The sequence below is a fragment of the Mesorhizobium sp. M2D.F.Ca.ET.226.01.1.1 genome (assembly GCF_004022705.2).
Taxonomy (GTDB): domain Bacteria; phylum Pseudomonadota; class Alphaproteobacteria; order Rhizobiales; family Rhizobiaceae; genus Mesorhizobium.
The window spans coordinates 318,513-341,296 of the sequence record NZ_RZOY02000002.1; the positions used below are offsets into that span (position 1 = coordinate 318,513).

At 63.7% G+C, this 22,784-nt stretch carries 21 protein-coding genes; 9 read left to right on the plus strand and 12 right to left on the minus strand.

Annotated elements, in window-relative coordinates; translation table 11 throughout:
• Window positions 1-15 precede the first annotated feature (15 nt).
• The gene (locus tag EN869_RS05330; protein WP_167498452.1) at window positions 16-2,124 is read left to right on the plus strand and encodes an ATP-binding protein; all 2,109 of its coding nucleotides are present in this window, start codon (window positions 16-18) and stop codon (window positions 2,122-2,124) included.
• A gap of 233 nt (window positions 2,125-2,357) precedes the next feature.
• On the opposite strand, the gene EN869_RS05335 is transcribed toward EN869_RS05330, so the two are convergent.
• A complete protein-coding gene (locus tag EN869_RS05335) occupies window positions 2,358-2,768 on the minus strand; it encodes a hypothetical protein (protein WP_127225258.1) in 411 nt (136 codons plus the stop codon).
• A 458-nt stretch (window positions 2,769-3,226) separates the two neighbouring features.
• Here EN869_RS05335 and EN869_RS05340 point away from each other — a divergent pair, with 458 nt between their 5' ends.
• Window positions 3,227-4,429: an aromatic ring-hydroxylating dioxygenase subunit alpha gene (locus tag EN869_RS05340; protein WP_127225259.1), complete on the plus strand. Its 1,203-nt coding sequence runs from the start codon at window positions 3,227-3,229 to the stop codon at window positions 4,427-4,429.
• A gap of 47 nt (window positions 4,430-4,476) precedes the next feature.
• Here EN869_RS05340 and EN869_RS05345 read toward each other — a convergent pair whose 3' ends face one another.
• Window positions 4,477-5,895, minus strand: coding sequence for an aminotransferase (locus EN869_RS05345; RefSeq protein WP_127225260.1), 1,419 nt, complete (start codon window positions 5,893-5,895; stop codon window positions 4,477-4,479).
• 291 nt (window positions 5,896-6,186) lie between these two features.
• Between EN869_RS05345 and EN869_RS05350 the strand changes: the two genes are divergently transcribed.
• From EN869_RS05350 to EN869_RS05360, 3 genes are read left to right on the plus strand one after another with little or no spacing between them, the layout of a single operon-like run.
• Window positions 6,187-7,104: an ABC transporter permease gene (locus EN869_RS05350; protein WP_127225261.1), complete on the plus strand. Its 918-nt coding sequence runs from the start codon at window positions 6,187-6,189 to the stop codon at window positions 7,102-7,104.
• Window positions 7,101-7,922 (plus strand): ABC transporter permease, encoded by an 822-nt coding sequence (locus tag EN869_RS05355; RefSeq protein WP_127225262.1) that lies wholly within the window; start codon window positions 7,101-7,103, stop codon window positions 7,920-7,922. The genes EN869_RS05350 and EN869_RS05355 overlap by 4 nt, the downstream gene beginning before the upstream one ends.
• A gap of 37 nt (window positions 7,923-7,959) precedes the next feature.
• Complete coding sequence (locus EN869_RS05360; RefSeq protein WP_127225480.1) at window positions 7,960-9,033, plus strand: ABC transporter ATP-binding protein; 1,074 nt, start codon at window positions 7,960-7,962, stop codon at window positions 9,031-9,033.
• On the opposite strand, the gene EN869_RS05365 is transcribed toward EN869_RS05360, so the two are convergent.
• The 5 genes from EN869_RS05365 to EN869_RS05385 all read right to left on the minus strand — a co-directional run bounded on the left by EN869_RS05365 (window position 8,997) and on the right by EN869_RS05385 (window position 14,132).
• The gene (locus tag EN869_RS05365; RefSeq protein ID WP_127225263.1) at window positions 8,997-10,295 is read right to left on the minus strand and encodes a flavin monoamine oxidase family protein; all 1,299 of its coding nucleotides are present in this window, start codon (window positions 10,293-10,295) and stop codon (window positions 8,997-8,999) included. The genes EN869_RS05360 and EN869_RS05365 overlap by 37 nt on opposite strands.
• Window positions 10,292-11,368 (minus strand): extracellular solute-binding protein, encoded by a 1,077-nt coding sequence (locus EN869_RS05370; RefSeq protein WP_127225264.1) that lies wholly within the window; start codon window positions 11,366-11,368, stop codon window positions 10,292-10,294. Before EN869_RS05370 ends, EN869_RS05365 begins: the two co-directional genes overlap by 4 nt.
• 116 nt (window positions 11,369-11,484) lie before the next feature.
• Entirely contained in the window at window positions 11,485-12,567 is a 1,083-nt protein-coding gene (locus EN869_RS05375; RefSeq protein ID WP_127225265.1) for an ABC transporter substrate-binding protein, read from the minus strand.
• Between the two features lie 80 nt (window positions 12,568-12,647).
• Complete coding sequence (gene betI, locus EN869_RS05380; protein WP_127225266.1) at window positions 12,648-13,331, minus strand: transcriptional regulator BetI; 684 nt, start codon at window positions 13,329-13,331, stop codon at window positions 12,648-12,650.
• 6 nt (window positions 13,332-13,337) lie between these two features.
• On the minus strand, window positions 13,338-14,132 hold the full coding sequence (locus EN869_RS05385) for a methyltransferase domain-containing protein (RefSeq protein ID WP_127225267.1): 795 nt from the start codon (window positions 14,130-14,132) through the stop codon (window positions 13,338-13,340).
• A gap of 201 nt (window positions 14,133-14,333) precedes the next feature.
• Here EN869_RS05385 and EN869_RS05390 point away from each other — a divergent pair, with 201 nt between their 5' ends.
• The 4 genes from EN869_RS05390 to EN869_RS05405 are packed head-to-tail and all read left to right on the plus strand — an operon-like array spanning window position 14,334 to window position 19,033.
• A complete protein-coding gene (locus tag EN869_RS05390) occupies window positions 14,334-15,953 on the plus strand; it encodes an NAD(P)/FAD-dependent oxidoreductase (protein WP_127225268.1) in 1,620 nt (539 codons plus the stop codon).
• Window positions 15,940-17,514, plus strand: coding sequence for an NAD(P)/FAD-dependent oxidoreductase (locus tag EN869_RS05395; RefSeq protein WP_127225269.1), 1,575 nt, complete (start codon window positions 15,940-15,942; stop codon window positions 17,512-17,514). Before EN869_RS05390 ends, EN869_RS05395 begins: the two co-directional genes overlap by 14 nt.
• Before the next feature lie 2 nt (window positions 17,515-17,516).
• Window positions 17,517-18,776: an aminomethyltransferase family protein gene (locus tag EN869_RS05400; RefSeq protein WP_127225270.1), complete on the plus strand. Its 1,260-nt coding sequence runs from the start codon at window positions 17,517-17,519 to the stop codon at window positions 18,774-18,776.
• 2 nt (window positions 18,777-18,778) lie between these two features.
• Entirely contained in the window at window positions 18,779-19,033 is a 255-nt protein-coding gene (locus EN869_RS05405; protein WP_127225271.1) for a hypothetical protein, read from the plus strand.
• 11 nt (window positions 19,034-19,044) lie between these two features.
• Here the strand turns inward: EN869_RS05405 and EN869_RS05410 are convergent, their stop codons facing one another.
• The 5 genes from EN869_RS05410 to EN869_RS05430 all read right to left on the minus strand — a co-directional run bounded on the left by EN869_RS05410 (window position 19,045) and on the right by EN869_RS05430 (window position 22,702).
• A complete protein-coding gene (locus tag EN869_RS05410; protein ID WP_127225272.1) occupies window positions 19,045-19,461 on the minus strand; it encodes a VOC family protein in 417 nt (138 codons plus the stop codon).
• Between the two features lie 60 nt (window positions 19,462-19,521).
• The gene (locus tag EN869_RS05415; protein WP_127225273.1) at window positions 19,522-20,580 is read right to left on the minus strand and encodes a dipeptidase; all 1,059 of its coding nucleotides are present in this window, start codon (window positions 20,578-20,580) and stop codon (window positions 19,522-19,524) included.
• A gap of 255 nt (window positions 20,581-20,835) precedes the next feature.
• A complete protein-coding gene (locus EN869_RS05420) occupies window positions 20,836-21,135 on the minus strand; it encodes a GNAT family N-acetyltransferase (RefSeq protein WP_127225274.1) in 300 nt (99 codons plus the stop codon).
• Complete coding sequence (locus EN869_RS05425; protein ID WP_127225275.1) at window positions 21,136-21,765, minus strand: alpha/beta hydrolase; 630 nt, start codon at window positions 21,763-21,765, stop codon at window positions 21,136-21,138. It lies immediately after the preceding gene.
• 4 nt (window positions 21,766-21,769) lie between these two features.
• Window positions 21,770-22,702 carry a VOC family protein gene (locus EN869_RS05430; RefSeq protein WP_127225276.1) on the minus strand — a complete coding sequence of 311 codons (933 nt, stop codon included), beginning with the start codon at window positions 22,700-22,702 and terminating at the stop codon, window positions 21,770-21,772.
• Between the last annotated feature and the right edge of the window lie 82 nt (window positions 22,703-22,784).

Here is a 22,784-nt window from a genome sequence, read left to right on the forward strand (position 1 = left end):
GAGAGACGGCCGACCATGACTGCTGACGCAGCACGCACAGATATGCACAGCTCGCGTCCAGGCGGCGCCGCGATGGCGGCCGTCCATGTCGTGCGCCGCCTGCGCGAAGCGGGCGACTGGCAGCGCGAGATGGACGGCATATTGGAGACGATGTGCCGCAAGATGGATTGCCAGCGCGGCATCCTCTTTCGCCTGCGCGAGCTGCCGGGTGAAGGTTTCGCCCAGTCCGTCGCCGCCTATTGGATCGACCCGGATTTCGGCGGCGAGCTGGCGTCTCCCACGGTGATCATGCAGTCGATTATCAACTCCGACTCGCTTCTGGAACGGCTCCAGGAAGACGAGCGGCAGGGCAAGATCTTCTCCGGCCATACACGCGACCTCGACGGTTTCCTGCGGGCAGACTTCGAGAAGCAGAGCATCAAGTCGTTCCTGTCGGTTTCTGTCTTCGCGCATGGCCACCTCTGGGGCACGCTGGCCGTCAACGACTGCGTCGCCGAGCGTGAATGGACGGACGAGGAAGAAGCGACGCTGCACATCATCGCTCTTGCCATCGGCGACGCCATCGAGCGCTCGCCGTCGGAGGCCCATGCCAGCGAAGTGATCCGCCGCACCATGCTGCAGGCCTCGCTCGACGCCATCATCGTCATCGACGAGACGGGCTCGATCATCGAGTTCAATCCGGCGGCCGAGAAGATGTTCGGCTTTCCGCGCAGCGCCATACTCGGCAAGGATCTGCTCAACACCATCGTCCCGATCTATTACCGCAAAGGCTATGCCTCGGGCGCCGAATACATGGCTGGCCGCGGCGCGCCGATGGTCGGCCAGCGGCTGGAGACCGTCACGCAGAACGCCGCAGGCGAGATTTTTCCGATCGAGCTGACGGCGACGGAAATGCGCGTCGCCGATCGCCGGCTGATCTTCGGCTCGATCCGCGATTTGCGCGAAAAGCTGCACGCCGAGGAAGAGATCAACCGCCAGCGCGAGAAGCTGCACCAGAACGAGAAGATGGCGGCGATGGGTTCGCTGCTTGCCGGCGTCTCGCACGAGCTCAACAACCCACTGGCGGTGGTGGTGGCGCAGTCGACGCTGCTGCACGAATTCGCCGGCGACCCGCAGACCAAGGTGCGCGCCGAGAAGGTGCGCGCCGCCGCCGAGCGCTGCGGCCGCATCGTCAAGAGCTTCCTGTCGATGGTGCGGCTGCACCCGACCGAGCAGGCCGAGACGGATCTCAACCAGGTGATGCGCTCGGCACTCGAGGTCACCGCCTACGGCGCGCGCTCCAGCGGCATCATCATCGACACCGATTTCGCCACCGGTCCACTGCTTGCCATGGCCGACGCCGACCATATCACCCAGGTGGCGGCGAACTTCCTCATCAACAGCCAGCATGCACTGGCCGGCGTTACCGGCGAGCGCACCATCAAGGTGCGGACCTTCCGCAACGAGCGCGGCAATCCGGGATTCTCCGTCGAGGACAACGGCCCGGGCGTTCCCGAGGCGATCCGCTCACGCATCTTCGAATCCTACTTCACCACTAAGCCCGTCGGGGTCGGCACCGGCATCGGCCTGTCGATCTCGAAATCGATCGTCGAGCGCCACAGCGGCAATATCTGGTTCGAGGAGGTTGAGCCGCACGGCGCGCGCTTCGTCGTGCAACTGCCGGCGATCGCGGCCAACAGCGCCACGCCCGGCGAAGGTCCGGCGCGTTCGAGCGGGCTGCGTCATGCATTGATCATCGACGACGAGCCCGATGTCGCGGGTTCGCTTTCGGATATACTGGAGCTGATGGGGCTGAAGTCGCGCGTGGTACCAAGCTGGACGTCCGCCGCCGATGTGCTCACCGGCCATATGCCGCCGGACATCGTCTTTTCCGACCTACGCATGCCAGGCATCAGCGGCATAGCGATCTATCGTGAGCTGCTGTCGCAGCAGCCCGCTCTGGCCAAGCGTTTCGTGCTGGTGACCGGCGACCTCATCGGCGCCAAGGCGGAGATCGAAGCGCTGCCGCCGCAACAACGGCCGCAAATCCTGGAGAAGCCGTTTTCAACCCTCGACGTCCGCGGCGTCCTCTCGACCGTCGCCGACGAGGCCGCCGCCGCGGCCGACAACGGCGCTCACATCTGAGATGACTCGCTGTCCGGGTCTGTCGAGATTCGGGTCAGGCTGAGCCGAGAAAGGTGCATTCCGAGAACCGGAACGGAGCGTATTTAAAGTACGTGAGTACCGGAAGCGGAGGAATGCACCGTTCGCAGGCCAGCCTCACCCGAATATCGATAGGGCCGAAAAAAAGAGGCTCCCGACCGACTTATGCGGCGGGAGCCTGACTGGAGCGCAGGAGGGCGCGCTCAGGGGAGGGCTTAAAAAATATTCGGCGTGTTGGTGAGCGGGGCGGCGTTGGCGATCATGCGTATCGCGCGCTCCCGGTGCTGGCCGGACTGCTCGGCGATGGCGCGCAGGCAGTCGATGCTCTCGGCGCCCCAATTCTGGCCCTTGCAGGCAAAGTCTATCGATCGTTCCGGCAGGCGGGCGGTCTTGAGCGTGGTCTGCGCGCCCTCGACGACATTGGCCGGCGGATTGATCGAGGCGAAAGCCGGGCCTGAGGCGGGTGCTGCCAGCATGCCGACAAAGGCGCAGGCGCCGATCAGCATGAACATCGCCATCGGATGATCGCTGGCGCGCTGGCGCAACGCCAGCTTCGGCCGGCGGTCATTGCGCTCCGGGCCATTCAAGCGGCGGCTGGTATCGGCAATGCGGACTTTCGCGAACATCGGTTTGTTCCCTTCATTATCTTTCTTTTTGGCTATGAAACGAACTTAATCGCACCAGGTAACAACCGAATGATTGGCAACATTGTCTGTGTAACAGAATTGAAACAGGCGCTGGCCTTCTCGCCCTGCCGCAACCATTCGATGTTGTCGAAGTTGGTCGCAGGGATTTATGCGGCTGTCGCGGCCGGCCGACTGTAACGTGCCTCACACAAGCACGCTCAAATCGAGGATCGCCGCTCGCCTGGCAGAGGTCGAAACAGGCCTTCTCCGAAATGGCGATCCGCGCTCGCAATCGCTGTTTCGCTTCCTCGATTAAGGCCCGGATTTTCCGGGATTTTTCCGGCTTAGGCGAACCGAAAATCGCCGCCATGGAATTTCCATATTCTCACAAGCCATTGCATTTCCACAAGAAATATGCCTATATTGAATGAGTGTTCAACAAAAAGATGAGCATGTCCATGAACCCGCACCTCCGTGACGTGGCGATCCCCAACGATTGGGACCGGCGGGGTTTGCCGGGGTGGAGTTACCATTCCAACACCCTTCTCGAGCTTGAGAAGGAATACGTCTTTCGCAATCACTGGCAGATCGCCGGCCATGTCTCCGACGTGCCGAATCCGGGCGATTATCTGACCATGGACGTCATTGGCGAGCGCGCGCTGATCGTGCGCGGCAAGGACGGCGTCGTGCGCGCTTTCAACAACATGTGCCGCCACCGCGGCAGCCGCGTCGTCGCCGACAGCCAGGGCAGTTGCAAGAACGCGCTGGTCTGCCCGTTCCATGGCTGGGTGTACAATCTCGACGGCACTCTGCGCGGCGCTGCCCGTCCGCGCTCCTTCCCCGAGCTCGACAAGAGCGAGTTCGGCCTGATGCCGCTCGACCTCGAAATCTGGATGGGCTTCATCTTCATCCGCTTCCGCAAGGGCGGCCCGCAGCCTTCCGTCGCCGAGCTGCTGAAGCCGATCGAAGCCGAGATGGCGCATTACAACATCGCCGAGATGGTGCCGTCCTGGGGCATCTGGACGCAGAAATCGCCGGTCAACTGGAAGTCGGTGCGCGACGTCGACAATGAAGGCTACCACGTCGCCATGGCGCATCCGGCGTTGCAGGATCTCTATGGCGCGACCTATTTCGACGAGCCTTTCGTCAACGGCGTGTCGCGGTCCTTCGCCACCTACAATCCGCATGCCGGACGGCGCTGGAGCGTGCGCGAATACATGAAGCTCGCGCCCGAGGCGATGCATCTGCCGGAGCATCTGCGCAAGGCTTGGATCTATTACGGCATCTTCCCCAACAACGCGCTGTCGATCATGCCGGAATCGGTGCAATTCTATCAGGAGTTCCCGCTCTCCACCGGCGAGACGCTGCTGCGCGGCGCGATCTACCGCTACAAGGACGAGACCAGGGAACAGGCAGCGGCGCGCTACCTCGCCTACCGCATCGACCGTGACACGATGAACGAGGACGTCCAGCTCTCGGTGTGGTCGAACGAATCCATGCTGTCGGAAGCTTTTGAAGGCTTCTACCTGTCGGATTTGGAGTACGGCGTGCGCACCCATCACGATCACCTCCGCCGCCAGGTCCCGGTGCTGAACCTGGAGACGGCGCCCGAGGAAAAGGACATGTGGGGCCTGAACGACGCGCTGCGGTCGAGGGACTAGCCCCTCTTTCCTTCTCCCCGTTCTACGGGGAGAAGGAAAGAGGCTAATCACCCCCGCCAGACGCCTTCTTTCCTCAAATCATCCATTGTGCGCGAAATCCCTTCGCGCAGGATCGCCACCATGTCGTCGACCTGCTCCTTGGTGATGATCAGCGGCGGCGACATCACGCACATGTTGATCAGCGGCCGCACCAGAAGGCCGAGCTCGTGGCAATGCGCGTCGATGCGTTTTCCCACATTCTTGTCGAGCTGCAGCGGGTCCTTGCTTTCGCGATCGGCCACGCATTCGACGCAAGCCATCAGGCCGATGCCGCGCACCTCGCCGACCAGCGGCAGCTCTTCCAGTGTCTTCAGTCGCGCCTGGAAATAGGGCGAGATCTCGCGCGTATGCTGAAGCACGCCCTCTTCCAGCAGGTCGAGGTTCTTCAGCGCCACCGCGCAGCCGATGGGATGGCTGGTGTAGGTGAGGCCATGGCCGAACATCGCGCCCGGATGGTTGGAGCGGCGCAGCTCTTCGAGCAGCCGCTCGGAGATGATGACGCCGCCGAGCGGGAAATAGCCCGAGGTGACGCCCTTGGCGAAGGTGATCATGTCCGGATCGATGCCGAACACGTCGCCCGAGGCGAAGACGTGGCCGAGCCGTCCGAAGCCGGTCACCACCTCGTCCGAGACATAGAGGATGTCGTTCTCGCGGCAGATCTCGCGGATGCGCTTGAGATACCCGTCCGGCGGCACGATGACGCCGCCCGAGGCCTGTACCGGCTCGCCGACAAAGGCGCCGATGCGCTCGGCGCCGACGCGCGCGATCGTGTCGCGGAACTGGTCGACCAGGAAATCGGTGAAGTCTGCAACGCTCATGCCCTTGGGCCGGCGGAACGGATCGGGCGAAGACAGCTTGATCACCAGATCGCCGGCGCCGTCCATCCAGTCGTGATCGCGCGGACGGCCGTTGAGCGAGGCCGACAGATAGGTCGAGCCGTGATAGGCGCCGCCACGGCTGAGGATGAGCTTCTTCTCCGGCCGTCCCCGCACATTGTTGTAGAACTGCATGAAGCGCAGCGCCGTCTCCACCGCCGACGAGCCGCCGGTGGTGAAGAAGGTGTGGCTGAGGTCGCCGGGGGCGGCATCGGCGATGCGGCGTGCAAGCTCGGCCGAGGGCGCATTCATCGTGTACCAGGGTGTGTTGTAGGAAAGCGCCATCGCCTGGTCGTACATGACCTTGGCCAGCTCTTCGCGGCGATACCCGACATTGATGCACCACATGCCGGCCGGGCCGTCGATCAGCCGCTTGCCGGAGGCGTCGGTGATGTAGATGCCGTCGCCCTCGCCGATCAGCGTGCGCGCCTCGTTGCCGACCGAGCCGGCATAGGGCCAGGGCTGGACGAGATGGCGCTTGGCGAGTTCGACCGCATCGTCATCGCCAGGCTCGATGAGTTCGCTTGCCTTGATCTTGCTTTGAGCCGCCATCTTCGCCTCACATCAACAGGTTGCAGATATTTTGTCGCACATCAAACAGCGCGGAAAACCAGGGAAATTCGGCTTTTCATCGCTTCATTTTGAATGTTCGTTCAATCAATATTGCAGAAATAGCGCTTGATTTCAATCGGTGGATACGCTCATGATGAAAGAAAGCCGGCAAGCCAGGGAGCCATTGCGCTCCATGCATAAATCGGGAACAGGCGGCCGGCGCTACTAATGGGAAGGCCGCATGGCGGGACAGTCCGAGCCAGCTACCGAAATCACGCCCGGAGCGCTGCAATGACGGTTGCAGCGGAAGGGTCGCCCCCGCTGCGCATGGCGGGATCGAGACGAAGTCCCCTTCTGCAGTCGGAAGCCGTTCAAGGCTTTGCCCTGATCAGCCCGACCTTCGTTTATGCCCTTATTCTGCTCGTCCTGCCGATCCTGGTGGTTATCGCGCATTCCTTCTGGACGCAGCACTACCTGACCATCGACCACACCTTCACGCTGGAGAACTACCGGATCGCGCTGACCGAGCCGATCTACCGCGACCTGCTCTGGCGCTCGCTCTATATCTCCCTGACTGTCAGCCTGCTCACCGTGCTGCTCGCCTACCCGATGGCCTACTTCATTTCCTTCCATGGCGGCCGCCATAAGAGTCTCTGGCTCTTCCTCATCACCATCCCGTTCTGGACCAGCTATCTGCTGCGCGTGATGTCGTGGAAGGTGATCCTCGGTTATAACGGCGTCTTGAATTCCGGCCTGATGGGCCTCGGCATCATCGGCGAGCCGTCGGACGCGCTGCTCTACAATTCCACCGCCGTCATCATCACGCTCACCCATGCCTGGGCGACCTTCGCCATCCTGCCGATCTTCGTTTCGCTGGAAAAAGTCGACCGCACTCTGGTCGAAGCGGCGACCGATCTCGGCGACGGGCCGCTGCGCTCCTTCCTGCGCGTGACCCTGCCGCTCTCGGCGCCGGGCGTCATCTCGGCGGCGCTGATCGTGATGATTCCGACCGTCGGCGACTATGTCACGCCCAAGCTCGTCGGCGGCAAGGACGGCGTCATGATCGCCAACGCCATCCAGGCGCAGTTCGGCAAGGCCGCGAACTGGCCGCTGGGAGCCGCGCTTTCGGTCACCACCATGGTCATCGTCTCGCTGATGGCCGGCGCCACGGTGCTGAGTATCCGTGCTCTGCAGGGGTTGGCGCGATGACGGCGATCAGACGTTTGCTGCCTGGATGGCTGTCGAGCTATGCCGCCCTCTACATCCTCTTCCTCTATCTGCCGGTGATCTTCCTGCCGATCTTCTCGATCAACACCGCGGCGACGCCGAAATTCCCGCTCTCCGGCGTCACGCTTCAGTGGTATGAGGACCTGCCGCACACGCCGGCACTGATCGACGCCACCTGGAACAGCCTGATCGTCGGCGTCTCCGCCTCGATCCTGTCGACGGTGCTCGGCATCCTCGCCGCCCGCTCGATCACCCGCTACCGCTATCCGGGCCGGCGCACCATCAACGGCCTGATCATGGCGCCGCTGGTGCTGCCCGAGGTGATCGTCGCCATCTCGATGCTGCTGGTCATGCTGCAGCTGGGCCTCAGCCTGTCGCTGTTTACCGTCGTGCTCGGCCATGTGCTGGTTTGCATCCCCTATTCGATGACCGTGCTGACATCCGGTTTCGAAGGTTTCGACCGCAGCCTCGAGGAGGCCTCCGCCGACCTTGGCGAGAGCGCCTTCGGCACCTTCCGGCGCGTGACGCTGCCGATGGTCGCGCCGGCGATCATCTCCAGCCTGCTGGTCTGCTTCACCATCTCGCTCGACGAATTCATCATCGCCTTTTTCCTCACCGGCACCGAGGCGACGCTGCCGATCTACATCTGGGGCCAGTTGCGGTTCGCGGCCAAGCTTCCCGGCGTGCTGGCGCTCGGCACCTTGCTGCTGTTGGCGTCCTTCGTGCTGATGACTGTCGCCGAAATCCTGCGCCGCCGCGCGGCGAGACGCACCCAGAACGAGGGAGGCCTCCATGCTTGAGCGGGTCCAAACGGAACGCACCCAATCCGATCGCACGATGATCGACATCCGCGACGTCACGCGCAGCTACGGATCGTTCAAGGCGCTGGACAATGCCTCGCTGGCGATCCGCGAGGGTGAGTTCTTCTCGCTGCTCGGTCCCTCCGGCTGCGGCAAGACCACGCTCTTGCGCATGATCGCCGGCTTCGACACGCCGACCAGCGGCTCGATCGCCGTCGACGGGCAACCGATGGACGGCATTCCCGCCAACCGGCGGCCGACCAACATGGTCTTCCAGAGCTACGCGATCTTCCCGCATCTCAATGTCGAGCAGAACGTCGCCTATGGGCTGAAGCGGCTGAGGCTCGACGCCGGCGAGGAAAAACGCCGCGTCGAGGAGGCGCTGGCCCAGGTCTCGCTCACCGGCCTCGGCAAGCGCCGCGCCACCGAGCTTTCCGGCGGCCAGCGCCAGCGCGTCGCGCTCGCCCGCGCGCTGGTCATGCGGCCGAAAGTGCTGCTGCTGGACGAGCCGCTCTCCGCGCTGGACAAGAAGCTGCGCGAGCAGATGCAGGTCGAGCTGCGCCGGCTGCAGCAGGCGGTCGGCATCACTTTCGTGCTGGTCACACACGACCAGTATGAGGCCTTGGCGATGTCGGACCGCATCGCGGTGATGTTCGGCGGCCGCATCGCGCAGGTCGCCTCGCCGAAGGAGATCTACCAGCGCCCGGTCAACCGCCAGGTGGCCGACTTCCTCGGCGGCATGAACTTCGTCAAGGCCGAGATCGTCGAGGAGAACGGCGCTTCGCTAGTGCTCGACACGCTGGGCTTCGGCCGCGTCAGGGCCGACAAGCCGAAGGCTTTCGTGAGGAATGGCGGCGCCGCCACGCTTGGCATCCGCCCCGAGCGCCTGCGCGTCCTGTGGGATAATGCATCGGCGAAATTCGAGGTCGCCGGCAAGGTCGTCGAGCGCCACTATTTCGGCGAGATCACGCATCTGATCGTCGAGATACCGGGGCTGGAAAAGCCGCTCTCGGTCACCGAGACCAACGATTTCGGCGCCGACGATATCCCGGTCGGCGCCCCGATCCGTCTCGCCTACGACCCTGAGGCTTTGGTGGCGATGGCCGACTGAATCTTTGCAGCAGCGATGCGTCCGGCAACGATCGCGCCTTCGACATAGCCCGGAAAAGACGGCGAAACTTCTGACGCGGCGAAATGGACCGGCGGCGCGCCGGCGAGGATCACGCGCTCGGCATCGCGCGCCGTCACATCGATGATGAGGTCGCTATAGGCGCCACCGCTCCAGCGGTCATGCGTCCAGTCACGCGCGCTGAAATCGACGATGTCGGCGGCCTGCGGGCCAAGTGCGTCCACGAGCCGCTTCGTGACCTCCGCGCGCAACGCCGCCTCATCGAGTGGATGCCAGCGCAACGCCAGCGGCCCGCCGACAAAGACGACGAGCGCGGCATGGTCTGCGTCCTTGCTGGCGTCGCAGGCGAACAGCCCCGGCTGATCGCGCCACATGACCATGCCGCACAGGTCCCGCTCGCGCCAGAACGGGCTGGCATAGCGCACCAGGATTTTGATCACCGCGCCGCTTTCCCAGACGCTCAGCGCCTTTGCCAGCTCCGCCGGCAAGGCAGGCGTGAAGTCGAGCTTCGCGGCAGTCGCCGGCGGCAGGGCAAGCAGCGCCGATCGTGCTTCGATGACACCGCGGGCCGAGATAACGCGAACGCCTTGCGGCCCATGCTCGATCCGCGTCGCGGCTTCGCCGAGCCGCAGCCGGTCGGCGACGTCGCCGGCAAGATCGTCGACCAGCGATTGCATCGTGTCGCCCAGAAAATACTGCAGCTCGAACACCTCGTTGGTGATGCGGCGATCATTGTCGATCAGGTACCAGAGCGGCACCTTGTCCAGCGCCAGGCACCACAGGCCTTCGATCATCGACCGGAAGGCCGCCTTGGCGTCGGCCGTGTCCTTTTGGCGCTCGAGCCATGTTGCCACGGTCAGTCCGGCGATCGACGGATCGTCCGGCTCGATCCTGTTCATGCGCTCGCGGATCGCCATCGCGACCTGATAGGTCCGCTCGGCCGCCTCGGCCGACATCCACGGATGGGTGATGAACTCGCCTTCGATATAGGTCTCGACGAACGTCTTGCCCCGCGCTTTTGCCAGCGCCATCAGCTCAGGCATGTCCTGGCACAGGAACTGGCCGCCGCTGTCGATCAACTCGCCGAGTCCGTTCGGCCTGGCTTCCACGCGCCCGCCGACACGGTCGCGCGCTTCGAGCACAAGGAAATCGATGCCGGCGCGCTGAAGGTCAAGCGCGGCGGATAGGCCGGTGAAGCCGGCGCCGACGATGGCGACGTCGGTTCTTTCGATGATGCTGCTCAATAGCCGGCCTTGATCTTCTCGAACTCGGCGACCATGCGCTGCTTCAGGTCCGGCGCCACCGGCTGCTGGAACAGCGTCTTGTCGAGGAATTTGTCGAGATTGTCGAAGCCGCGGTCGCTGAGCAGCTTCTGGTCCATCGCCGCCATGCCGGCACTGTTGCCGTGACCGTAGCCGAAGGTCTTCACCATATACTCCGAAACACCCGGCGCGTTGACGGCGCTCAGGAAATCATAGGCCTGGTCGAGCTTGCCCGGCGCATCCTTGAGCAGCACATAACCGCACACCCAGGTCGAAATGCCTTCCTTGGTGTCGCGGTTCATGGCGATCGGCATGCCCTGGCCCTTCAGTGTCACATAGGTCTCGTTCCAACCCCAGACCAGGTCGACCTCATTGCCGGTGAAGGCCTGGTTGAGGTCGGTGTCGTCGGTCCAGTAGAGGCGGACATTCTTGTGCACGTCGCGCAAGAAGGCGGAGGCCTGCTTGAACTGCTCGTCCGTCATCTTGGTCCAGTCTTTCAGCCCGATGACCAGGCTCGCCAGCGCATAGGCGTCGTCGACATTGTCGCCGATGGTGACGCGGCTCTTGAACTTCGGATCGGCGAAGATCTTCAGCGACTGCGCCTCGTCCGCCCTGACCTTGTCAGTGCGGTAGAGCAGCGAGGTATTGCCCCAGTCGAAAGGCATGAACCAGGCCTTGCCGTCGGCGGTGGTGGCGAGGTCCTTCATCGCCATGATGCCGGGATTGAGGTCCTTCCAGCCGGCGATCTTCGACGTATCGAGCGGCCGCAGCAACCCGGCCTCGCGCCATTTCACCACGCTTTGCGAGCAGGGATGCGCGATATCGGCCTTGAAGCCGGCGCGCATCTTCTCGAAGGCTTCGTCCTCGTCGCCGAAGAAGGAGAAGGTCGGCTCGGCATTGTATTTGGCGGTGTAGGCCGGATGCAGAAGCGGGTCCTCGTAACCGGACCAGTCGAAGACGACGAGGTTGCCGCCGCCTTCAGCAAGCGCATAGGCGGTGCCCGCGCCGACGGTAACGACGGCGGCAAGGGCAAGGCGGCGAAGCATGGTTTTCATGGCGCGAGAAACTCCCCCATCGCGAGCATTGCCGAGAAAGTTAGGAGAATTCCCGCGCTTTGGCGAGCCCGCTCACTTTGCCTACTTGGCAAATGAGCGGGTCGCTGAGATTCAGCTCAATAGCCGGCTTTGATCTTCTCGAACTCCGCGATCATCTTAAGCTTGAGTTCCGAGGGCAGCGGCTGCTGGAACAACGTCTTGTCGACCCATTTTTCGACGTTGTCGTAGCCCTTTTCCTTCAGCACCGCGGGGTCGACGCCGGCCATGCCCTTGGCATTGGCCTGGCCGTAGCCCCAGTCCTTGACCAGCGTCTTGGCGACTTCGGGATCGTTGACGGCGTTGAGGTAGTCATAGGCCTTGTCGATGTTGCCGGGCGCGTCCTTGAACAGCACGTAACCGCACACCCAGGTCGAAATGCCCTCGTCGGTGTCCTTCTTGGACTTGATCGGCACGCCGGCCTTGACCGACTGCACCGTCGCATCGTTCCAGGCCCAGGCGAGGTCGACTTCGCCGCCCGAGAGCAACTGCACGATGTCGGTGGTGTCGGTCCAATAGGAGCGGACATTCTTGTGCACCTGGCGCAGGAAATCGGAAGCCTGCTTGAACTGGTCGTCCGTCATCTTGGTCCAGTCCTTGAGCCCGATGGCGAGGCTGGCCAGCGCATAGGCGTCGTCGACATTGTCGCCGATCGAGACCCTGCCCTTGTATTTCGGATCGGCGAACACCTTCAGCGATTGCACGTCCTTTTCGGTGATCTTGTCGGAATTATAGGTGAGCTGGGTGTCGCCCCAGTCCCAGGGCATGAACCAGGCCTTGCCGTCGGACGTGGTGGCGAGATCCTTCATCGCCATGATGCCAGGATTGAGGTCCTTCCAGCCGGCAATCTTCGAGGTGTCCAGCGGCTGCAGCAGGCCGGCCTCGCGCCACTTCACCACGCTCTGCGAGCAGGGATGGCCGATATCGGATTTGAAGCCTGAGCGGATCTTTTCGAATGCCTCGTCCTCATCGCCGAAGAAGGCGAAAGTCGGCGAGTCGCCGTTCTTCTCGACATATTTGCCGTGGAAGCTCGGGTCCTCGTAGCCAGACCAGTCGAACACGATCAGGTCCTTGTCGGCGGCAACGGCGAACGCCGCCGCCGAAGCCGCGATCGCGCTCCCAAGCGCCAATGTCAGTGTCAGGCGTCGGCTGAGTTTCTTCATGCTTGCTCCATCCTCTTTTGGTCTGCCGGTCTTGCTGGCCGGCTGTTGCTAACCCCGGCTTTTGCTAGCCCCAGTTCTCGCTAGCCATAGTGCTTCGGAAAGGCAGCGGCCAAAAACGCGTTCGCCGCCTGCAACGCGGTCTCGCGCGTGGTGTCCTCCGTCCCCATCATCAGCCGCAGCCACAGGCCCTCGAGCATGGCGCTGAGCGCCAGGGCGATGGCCTGGGGCTCATAGGCGTAGCCGCCGCTTTGTTTGAGCGTCGTGCACAGATTGATGAAGACCTGCTGGTAGTGATTGTCGCGCGAGCTGCTCAGCGCCTGATAGATCGGCCGCGACTTGGCTTCGCCCCAGAAGGCCAGCCATGCCGCGAGCTTGCGCTTGTTGCAGATCGATCGGTCGAAATCGGCCCAGACCAGATACTGCAACTGCCTGGCCGGATCGTCGCCGGCCTTCTGCAAGGCGGTGCGCCAATGCGCCGAATACTCGTCATACATGTGCTGCAGCGTGGCGATCAGCAGCTTTTCCTTGCTCTCGAAATGGAAGTTGACGATGCCGCGCGAGAGACCGGCGCCATCGGCCACATCCGCCATCGTTGTTTCGGCATAGCCGCGCTTGGCTAGTGAATCGATCGTCGCCTCGATCAGCTGCAGCTGCCGGACCTCTTTCGAGGCCTTGCGGCCGCGCTTTTCGGCCTCGGTCTTTTGCGCCGTTTCGGAGAGGGCATCGCTCGCCTCAGTCTTCATGGGTGTGACGGTCTCCAGCATGGCCGGCTATCCAACCGGCTTCCAACCGCGCAGATGAGTGGGGCGGTGCTCGCCACTGTCAAGCACCTTCTGCATCGCCTCCCAAGTCCTGATGTTCTTGTCGACATACGCCGCGCCGACCGCTGCCGCGGCCCGGGCGTAGAGCGGCCCCTTGAGCCGCGAAAGCTCTTCGCGCGCGACCTCGCGGTACCATGGATTGCGGTCGCGCACCGTGATGTCGGTGAAGCCGGCGCGCCGCATCGCTTCGGCATAGCGCGCCGGCGAGGCCATGGCGAAGGAGAGTCCTTCGGCCGCGATGTAAGCCTTCATCTCAGGCGACGGCTCACCGTCATGGCCGATCATCCAGTTCGACGCCGCGAAGACCCCGCCCGGCTTCAGCACGCGAAAAATCTCGGCGAACAGCGCGTCCTTGTCCGGCACATGCAGCAACGCATCCTTGGAGAAGACGACATCGAAGGAAGCGCCCGGGAAAGGCAGCGGCCCCGGCGGCGCCTGTACGAAGCTGACGCGATCTTCGAGGCCTTGCCTAGCCGCCCCTCGCCTCGCCGTCTCGATCACCGGCTTCTCGACATCGAAGCCGGTGGCATAAGCAGCGTCGTGCGTTGCCACCAGATGTTGCGTGATGCCGCCGGCGCCGCAACCGACATCGAGGATCGTCTTACCCTTGAGCGAAAGGCCTTCGACCAGGCGGTCGACCTCGTCGGGACCGCCCGGCGACAGGTAGCCCTCGCCCCACAACGCCTCCAAGAAGCGGATGGCGGTGTCGTCATATTCCGGCTCGGCGTCAGCCGTTTCGATCATCGGATCTTCAACCCCAAATGCCGATGTGGATCAGGTCCAGAATGCTGACAAAGCCTAGCGCATCAACGCGAAAACGCAACAACATTTGTTGAACATTCATTCAATATGGCTGGACAAAAAACCGTGATCCGTGCCAAATTCGAGCAATCAGGGAACAAGACCGCATCGAAAGAACGGCGGCCGGATGGAGGGTAAGCGCGCATGAAGGCATGGGACGCAATCGTCATCGGCGGCGGCCACAACGGCCTGGTCAACGCCTGTTACCTGCAGCGCGCCGGGCTGGATGTGCTGGTGGTCGAGAAGAACGACTGGGTTGGCGGCGCCGCCACCAGCCGCGAGCTGACGCCGGGCTTCCTCTATTCCAACTGCTCCTATGTCTGTTCGCTGTTCAGGCCCGAGATCATGCGCGATCTGGAGCTGCCGCGCTTCGGCCTGCAGGTGATCTCTTATGAAGGCGGCGCGGTGTTCACGCGCGACGGCGACTACCTCGCCAACTACCGCGACCACGATGCGCACCGCCGCGAGTTCACCCGTTTTTCAAAACGCGACGCCGAGGCCTATGACCGCTATTCGCGCGACGTCACCAGGCAGTGCCGCTTCATCCAGCCGCTGTTGATGCGCACCGCGCCGGACCCCACCAGTTTCAAGCCGCGCGACCTGGGTGAACTGCTCTATCTGGGAAAAAAATTCGCCGGCCTCTCGGCTGAGGAGATGGCGCTGACCCTGCGCTTCTGGACGATGTCGATCGCGGACTTCCTCGACGAGTATTTCGAGACCGACGTCATCAAGGCGAACTTCGCGCTCTCCGGCATCATCGGCACGGCGCTCGGGCCGATGTCGCCCGGCACCGCCTATGTGCTGCTGCACCATTATATGGGTGAGGTCGACGGCTCGGTCGGCGCCTGGGGCTATGCGCGCGGCGGCATGGGCGCCGTTACCAAGGCGCTTGCCGCCTCCTTCAAGGCCTCCGGCGGCACCATCCGAACCGGCGCCGAGGTCGATCATGTACTGATCAGGAACGGCAAAGCCAAGGGTGTCGTGCTTGCCGGCGGCGAGGAAATCTACGGCAAGCTCGTCATCTCCAATGCCGACGTCAAGCGCACCTTCCTGAAGCTGGTCGACGAGAAGGAACTGCCCGACATCTTCCTGCGCCGTGTGAGGAATTTCAAAATCCGCGGCTCGTCCGGCAAGGTCAACATCGCGCTGGATTCGCTGCCCGAATTCCCGGCTCTGCCGAAGGACTCGCCAGTCTACCGCGCCGACATGCACTTCACCGATTCCATCGAGCGCATGGAGCGCGCCTATGACGACTGGAAGGCGGGACGCTGGTCGGCCGACCCTTTCCTCGACATGATGATCCCGACCACGCTCGACCCGACCATGGCGCCGCCGGGAAAACACTTCATGAGCTGCTTTGTGCAATATGCGCCGCCCAAGATAGACGGCCGCGACTGGACCGACACCGACCGCGGCGGCTTCGCCGAAAGCGTGATTTCGCAGATCGCTCAGTACTCGCCCGGCTTCCGCAACCGCATCGTCCATATGGAGGTGCGCACGCCGCGCGAGATCGAGGCCGAGGTCGGCCTCACCGAAGGCAACATCTTTCAGGGCGAGCTCACTTTCGACCAGCTGCTCTTCAACCGCCCGGTGCCGGGCTACGCGCAATACCGCTCGCCCGTTGGCGGGCTCTATATGTGCGGCTCCTCCACCCATCCGGGCGGCGGCGTCATGGGCGCGCCAGGACGCAACGCCGCCGCGGAAATCCTGCGCGATCTCGCAAAGCCAACCCTGCATATGAGCCCGGCCCATGACGTCATCTGATTTGAACTGGGATGCCATCGTCATCGGCGGCGGCCATAACGGCCTCGTCGCCGCCGCGACGCTTTCGAAATCGGGCCGCAAGGTGCTGCTGCTCGAGGCCGGCAACGATGTCGGCGGCGCCGCGCGCACCGAGGAATTTGCGCCAGGCTTCCGCGTTTCCGCGGTCGCCCATCTGCTCAATCGGCTGCATCCCGATGTGGCGAAGACGCTGGAGCTGGAGCGCCACGGGCTGAAAGTCGAGCGCAGCGATTTCGTGCCATCGGTCGCGCTGTCGAAGGACGGTCCGCTGGTGCTGCACGGCGCCTATGGCGAGGTACTGACCGGCGCCAGCCCGGCGGAGCAGTCCGCATGGAAGCAGCTGCGCGCCCAGCTGCTGCGCTATGCCGGCGTCTTGAAGCCTTTCCTGTCGCGCCGGCCGCCTGACCTTGCCGGCATCTCGCTCGCCGAAATGATCGGGCTCGGCCAGACCGCACTGGCGCTGAAGCGGCTCGGCAAGGAAGACATGCGCGACTTCCTGCGCGTGCTTCTGATGAATGTCTATGACCTGCTCGATGAGCAACTTTCGGATGACCGGCTGAAAGGCTTGCTTGCCTTCGACGCGACACTCGGCTCGCATCTCGGCCCGCGCTCGCCGACCTCGCTGCTCGGCCTCTATTATAGGCTTGCCGGCGAGATCGGCGGCCTTGCCGGCGCGCAAGTCCAGCCGAAGGGCGGCATGGGCGCTGTCGTCGCCGCCATCCGCGCGGCGGCGGAAAAGGCTGGCGTTTCCATCCGCCACGCTTCGCCGGTCGCCAAGGTGATCGTCGAGAAGGGTCGCGCCGTCGGCGTCGTCACGCAGAGCAGCGAGACGCTGCGCGCCAAGACCGTCGTCTCGGCCATCAATCTCGCGACGACCATCCTCGATCTCGTCGGGCCGCGCGAGGTCGATACCGGCTTCGTGCGCAAGGTGAAGAACATCCGCATGAAGGGCGATGCGGCCAAGCTGCATCTGGCGCTCGACCGGCCGCCGCAATTCGCGGGCCTCGATGCCACCGAGCACAAAGGCCGCCTCGTCATTGCCCCTTCGCCCGATCATGTCGAGCGCGCCTTCAACCCCTCGAAATATGGCGAGTTCTCTCCAGAGCCGGTGATGGAGATCACGCTCCCCAGCCTCGCCGATCCATCGCTCGCGCCGGCCGGCGCCTGCGTGCTCTCGGCGGTGGTGCAATACGCGCCCTATGCGTTGAGAGAGGGCTGGACCGCCGGCAAGACGAAATTCCTCAAGGCGATCATGGGTGAGCTCGAAACTCATGCGCCCGGCATCGGCGCCACAGTGCGCCACGCCGAGTTGCTGACCCCGGCCGATATCGAGGCCCGCTACCGCATGCCCGGCGGTCACTGGCACCATGGCGAGTTGCAGGCGGATCAGATGCTGATGTCGCGGCCGGTCTCCGACTGGTCGGGCTACGACACGCCGCTCGAAGGACTCTTCCTCGCCGGCGCCGGCTCGCATCCGGGTGGCGGCATCTCCGGCGCGCCAGGCCTCAACGCCGCGCGCCGCATAATCGCGATGAGGGCATGAGCATGGCGCAAGCAACCAGCAAGAAGCTCGCTGAGAGCGAGATCGACGCCGCGACCGACGCACGCACCCTCGCCCAATCCCACTTCCGCACGCTCCGCCTCGGCACGCCGTTCCAGCCGCGCATCGACGCACTGGGGCTGAAGCAGGATTGGTACAATTGGGCCGGCTATCGCGCACCGCATTCGCTGTGGGACGAGGAGCTCGAATATTTCGCCATCCGCAGCCAGGCGGCGCTCTTCGACATCTCGCCGATGACCAAATACCGGATCGAGGGCCCCGACGCCGAAGCCTATCTCGATCGCGTAACGCTGCGCGACGTGACGAAACTGAAACCCGGCCGCGTCCACTACACCGCCTGGTGCGACGACGAGGGCTTCGTGCTTGACGATGGCACGCTGTTCAGGCTGTCGCCGACACGCTTCCGGCTGTGCTCGCAGGAGCGTCATCTGCCTTGGCTGCTCGACAGTGCGATCGGCTACGAGGTCAGAGTCGAGGAAGAGACCGAAGCGGTCGCCGGCCTGGCGCTGCAGGGCCCGACCTCCTTCGCCATCCTGCGCGACGCGGGCTTTGCCGGCATCGAGCGGCTGAAGGTCTTCGATCTGGCCGAATTCGCGCATGACGGTGGGACCGTGACCATCTCGCGCACCGGTTTCACCGGCGATCTCGGCTACGAGCTGTTCGTGACGACCGACAAGGCGCTCAGCCTGTGGGACCGGCTGATGGCGGCAGGCGAGCTGCGCGGCACCCGCGCCATCGGCTATACCGCACTGAACCGCGCCCGGCTGGAAGCCGGGCTGATCGTCGCCAATGCCGACTTCACTACGTCCGAGCATGCCATCCGCACCGACCGCCTGCGCATGCCCGACGAGATCGGCCTCGGCTTCATGATCGATCCGGACAAGGGACACTTCAACGGCCGCCGCGCCATCCTCGAAGCTCGCTCCAAGAAGAAGCTGCGCCACGTGCTGGTCGGGTTGGAGATCGAAGGCAATATCCCGGCCGAACACGCCATCGTCTATTACCGCAAAAGCCAGGAGGTCGGACTGGTCAGCGCGGCGATGTGGTCGCCTATGGCCAAGCGCAACATCGCGCTCGCCTCGCTGCAGCGGCCTTATGGCGACACGATCGTCGACGATCTCTGGGTCGAGATCTACGCCATGCGCGAGCTGCAGTACCAGAAGCTGATGAAGAAGGCGAAGGTGGTACCACGGCCCTTCATCAAGCTCGACCGCCGCACCGCCAACCCCCCGGCGGACTTTTGACCATGGCAAGCGAAGCGAATGACCTGGAAGCGGAAGCCGCCGAACAGTGGCAGCTGGTGAACACGCCGCTCGGCGAGATGTGGTCCGGCCGCACCCGCTACGCGGCGGCGATGTTCTTCTTCAAGCGCGGCGAGATGAATGCCGAGACGCTGGAGGTCTACCGTATCTGCGCCCGGCTCGATGCGGAAAATCCCCTGTCGATCATCCTCGACCGCGGCGTCGGCAAGGACTGGCTGAAGCGCATGGGTTTCGAATAGGCCACAGCGCGTCAGGGCACCTGCACGCCGCGACAGACAGCGGCGAGCTTGTTGCCGTCTGGATCGCGCGCATAAGCTGCATAGAAGTCCGGGCTGTAGTGCAATCGCAGGCCAGGGGGACCTTCGCAACTGCCTCCATTGGCGAGGGCCGCGGCATAAAAACCGTCGACCTCTTTCCATGATCGCGCTCTGAACGCGACCATGCTGCCATTTCCTGTCGTCGCAGCTTGTTGGTCGAATGGTTTTCCGATCCAGAACGCCAGTTCGCGCAAACCGCCGTCCTCGTAGATGCCCCAGCCGGCAGAAGTGATGTCCCAGTCAGGATCGCCGGTGATGCAGCGTTCCGTGCCGAGCGGCGTCAAAGCGGCATCATAGAACACTGTGGCCCGCTTCAGGTCATTTGTTCCGAAGTAGACATATGTGAGCATGGCGCACACCCATTGTCTAATAAGGTGCATGGACCGTTTACGAAAGACGGCCGGTCCACTTCACCCTATGGTTCTTTCCAGCACGCTCAACCAATTGCGATAAGCGATCTTCTCGATCAGCGAGCGTCCGAAACCCCGCGCCGCGAGCGCGTCGATGAGCTTGGGCAGGCCGGCGACGTCGCCGATGGGAGCCGGGATCATGGCGCCGTCGAAATCGGAGCCGAGACCCACGCCGTCCTCACCCAGCGCCTGGAGCAGCGAATCGATATGACGCACCATGAGGTCGATGCTGGTGTCGGCGTTCATGCGCCCGTCCTCGCGCAGGAAGCCGGTGGCAAAGTTGAGGCCCACCATGCCGCCGGATTCGCGGATCGCGCCGAGCTGCCAGTCGGTCAGGTTGCGCGAGTGACCGCAGATCGCATGCACGTTGGAGTGGGTGGCGACCAGCGGCGCGTCGCTAAGATCGACCACATCGCGAAAACCCTTCTCGTTGAGATGCGAGAGGTCGATCATGATCCTGAGTTTGTTGCAGGCCTTGACCAGCGCCTTGCCGGCATCTGTGAGACCAGGCCCAGTGTCGGGCGAGGAGGGAAAGCGGAACGGCACGCCATTGCCGAACGCGTTCGGCCTGCTCCAGACGATGCCCAGCGAGCGCAGGCCTGCGGCATGCAGCACATCGAGCATGGCAAGATCGGGATCGATCGCTTCGACGCCTTCGATGTGGAAAATCGCCGCGATAGAGCCCTTGGCCATCGCGTTCCGCACATCGCCGGCGCTGCGGCAGACGGTGAGCGCGCCGGCGCGCTCCAGCCTGAACAGGATCGAGGCCATGCCGATGGTCGAGGTGATCGCCTCCGCCTGCGGCAGTTCCGGCGGCAACGGCTCGTTGTCGCTTGGCGCCGGCGGCACGGCGCTGCGTTTCGTCTTTTCGACCGGCGGCGGAAAGATCGCGAACATGCCGCCGGCAAAGCCGCCTTTTCTGGCGCGCGGCAGGTCGATATGACCGCCCGGCGTCCCCTCGATGAACAGCTTTTCGACATTTGATTCCTTCGACTGGTAAAGTCGAAGCAGCGTGTCGTTATGTCCGTCGAAAACGGGGATCAGGTCGGTATCGGTCATCAGGGGAGCCATTCAAATCAGTGACGGGCGGGACGTTCGTCCGAGCGAACCGTCAACTTAGGCAAGATGACCGAGCGGTGCAAACGCGAAGGCTGGCTCTTTCCTTCTCCCCCTGTGGGAGAAGGTGGGTCGGCGCGCAGCGCCGAGACGGATGAGGGGTGCTCCAGCGGAGTGAGACGCCGGCTTTCCCTGGAACACCCCTCATCCGGCCGCTTCGCGGCCACCTTCTCCCGCAAGGGGAGAAGGTAAAAGCGCTCACGGCTTCAGCACATCCGCCCATTCCGGATGACGCCTGAACTGGGCGTTGGCGAAGGGGCAGAGCGGGATGATCTTCTTGCCGGCCGCGCGCGCATCCTCGACGGCGCGGGTGACGAGCCGAAGCCCGGCGCCCTGGCCGCGAAAGACGTCCGGCACCTCGGTATGATCGATGATGAGCTGGTGCTCGCCGATCTTGGTGAAGGTCATTTCGGCCTCGGCTCCGCCGGGGCCGCGCAGCACATAGCGGCCCTTGGAGCCTCGATCCTCAAGTTCGATCTCGGGCAGTTGGTCAGCCATTTATTTGCCTCCTTGGGCGGCCGGAGTCAGCGCGAAAAGCCGCCGCGCCGCCTCGATTTCGTTCGGCTGAACCTCATGCCCGCCGTCGTGCCATTCCACTGTGACATCGGCGCCGTCGGCGCGCAAATAGGCTTCCAGCCGCGACGTCAAATTGGGTGGGCAGATCGGATCGCGCCTGCCGGCCGTGATCAGGATGTGGCGGCCGGCAAGGCTGCCTTGGACACGAGGCTCGAACGGGATCAGCGGATGCATCAGCGCCGCGGCATCGAACAGGCCGGGCTCGGCGAACACCACCGAAGCCAGGATGTTGGCGCCATTGGAGTAGCCGAGGCCGAACACCGCCGACGGTTTTGCCGCTTCGACATGCGCCTTGACGAAGCCCGCCATTTTCGATGTCGCGCGCGTCAGGTCCTCCATATCGTAAACGCCCTCGCCGGTCCGTCGGAAGAAACGGGCTGCGCCATGCTCCGATACGTCGCCACGCGCCGAGATGATCGTCGCCGAAGGCAAAAGCTCGCGGCCGAAGCCGAGAAGCTGGTTCTCGTCCGCGCCAGTGCCGTGGAAGACGAAGAGCAGCGGGCTGCCCGGCGAAGCGGGCAGCATTTTGTGGATGTAAGCGTCCTTGCTCATGGCTTCAGCCTTCCAGCTTCTGCAGATGCTCTTCGAGGTAAGGCCGCAGATGCTGGTGCTGCGTCGGCAGCTTCAGCGCCTCACCCAGATGCGCGGTATCCTCGTCGCGGTCGAAGCCCGGCTCGTTGGTCGCCACCTCGAACAGCACGCCGCCCGGCGTGCGGAAATAGATCGCCCAGAAATAGTCGCGATCGATAACCGGCGTCACGCCGTAGCCCGTGTCGATGAGCGCCTTGCGCACTTCGAGCTGCTTGGCACGATCCTCGACCGCGAAGGCGACGTGGTGCACCGAGCCGGCGCCGAGATTGGCAAAGCCTGCGCCCGGCAGCGATTCGATGTCGACGACATCGGCGCCATTGCCGTTCTTGATCGCCAGCCGGCGGGTGTTGCCGGACTTGTCGACCTCCTCATAGCCCATGAACTTCAAGAGTTCCTCGGTGGCGCCGCCATCCTTCAGCCGGAGCGAGACCGAGTGAAAGCCGCGGATCGCCTCGTCGCCGGGAACGCCGCCCTTCACCCAAGGCGCCCTGCTGTCGGCCTTGTCCTCGACGAGGGCAAAACTGTCGCCGTCGGGACCGGTGAAGGTCAGCCGCTTCTCACCGAAACTTTCGCCACGCGCCACATTGCCCACGCCCTCATCGGCGAAGCGCTTTTCCCAATAGGCGAGCGTGCCTTCCGGCACCGAGAAGACCGTGGTACCGACCTCGCCGACGCCGTGCCGGCCCTTGGCGATATCGGGGAACGGGAAATAGGTCATCACCGAACCCGGCGTGCCGACCTCGTCGGCGTAGTAGAGATGGTAGACGTCCGGCGCGTCGAAGTTGACCGTCTTCTTGACCCGGCGCAGGCCGAGCTTCCTCGTGAAGAACTCATTGTTGCGGCGCGCATCGCTGGCCATCGAGGTGACGTGATGCAGGCCCTTGATCTGATTGAGCATGAATTGCTCCTTCCTTGTTCTTTGTGCGGCCCTCGCCGCTGTCCACGCCAATATGAGGATAGCCCGGCCGGCCGCAAAGCGG

Coding starts and splice junctions, on each gene's coding strand:
- EN869_RS05385 (WP_127225267.1), bottom strand. CDS start 14,132: ATGATCGAAACGGCTGACGCCGAGCCGGAATATGACGACACCGCCATC.
- EN869_RS05400 (WP_127225270.1), top strand. CDS start 17,517: ATGGCGCAAGCAACCAGCAAGAAGCTCGCTGAGAGCGAGATCGACGCC.
- EN869_RS05410 (WP_127225272.1), bottom strand. CDS start 19,461: ATGCTCACATATGTCTACTTCGGAACAAATGACCTGAAGCGGGCCACA.
- EN869_RS05340 (WP_127225259.1), top strand. CDS start 3,227: ATGAACCCGCACCTCCGTGACGTGGCGATCCCCAACGATTGGGACCGG.
- EN869_RS05415 (WP_127225273.1), bottom strand. CDS start 20,580: ATGACCGATACCGACCTGATCCCCGTTTTCGACGGACATAACGACACG.
- EN869_RS05350 (WP_127225261.1), top strand. CDS start 6,187: ATGACGGTTGCAGCGGAAGGGTCGCCCCCGCTGCGCATGGCGGGATCG.
- EN869_RS05370 (WP_127225264.1), bottom strand. CDS start 11,368: ATGAAAACCATGCTTCGCCGCCTTGCCCTTGCCGCCGTCGTTACCGTC.
- EN869_RS05430 (WP_127225276.1), bottom strand. CDS start 22,702: ATGCTCAATCAGATCAAGGGCCTGCATCACGTCACCTCGATGGCCAGC.
- EN869_RS05330 (WP_167498452.1), top strand. CDS start 16: ATGACTGCTGACGCAGCACGCACAGATATGCACAGCTCGCGTCCAGGC.
- EN869_RS05420 (WP_127225274.1), bottom strand. CDS start 21,135: ATGGCTGACCAACTGCCCGAGATCGAACTTGAGGATCGAGGCTCCAAG.
- EN869_RS05335 (WP_127225258.1), bottom strand. CDS start 2,768: ATGTTCGCGAAAGTCCGCATTGCCGATACCAGCCGCCGCTTGAATGGC.
- EN869_RS05425 (WP_127225275.1), bottom strand. CDS start 21,765: ATGAGCAAGGACGCTTACATCCACAAAATGCTGCCCGCTTCGCCGGGC.
- EN869_RS05355 (WP_127225262.1), top strand. CDS start 7,101: ATGACGGCGATCAGACGTTTGCTGCCTGGATGGCTGTCGAGCTATGCC.
- EN869_RS05390 (WP_127225268.1), top strand. CDS start 14,334: ATGAAGGCATGGGACGCAATCGTCATCGGCGGCGGCCACAACGGCCTG.
- EN869_RS05405 (WP_127225271.1), top strand. CDS start 18,779: ATGGCAAGCGAAGCGAATGACCTGGAAGCGGAAGCCGCCGAACAGTGG.
- EN869_RS05360 (WP_127225480.1), top strand. CDS start 7,960: ATGATCGACATCCGCGACGTCACGCGCAGCTACGGATCGTTCAAGGCG.
- EN869_RS05345 (WP_127225260.1), bottom strand. CDS start 5,895: ATGGCGGCTCAAAGCAAGATCAAGGCAAGCGAACTCATCGAGCCTGGC.
- EN869_RS05375 (WP_127225265.1), bottom strand. CDS start 12,567: ATGAAGAAACTCAGCCGACGCCTGACACTGACATTGGCGCTTGGGAGC.
- betI (WP_127225266.1), bottom strand. CDS start 13,331: ATGCTGGAGACCGTCACACCCATGAAGACTGAGGCGAGCGATGCCCTC.
- EN869_RS05395 (WP_127225269.1), top strand. CDS start 15,940: ATGACGTCATCTGATTTGAACTGGGATGCCATCGTCATCGGCGGCGGC.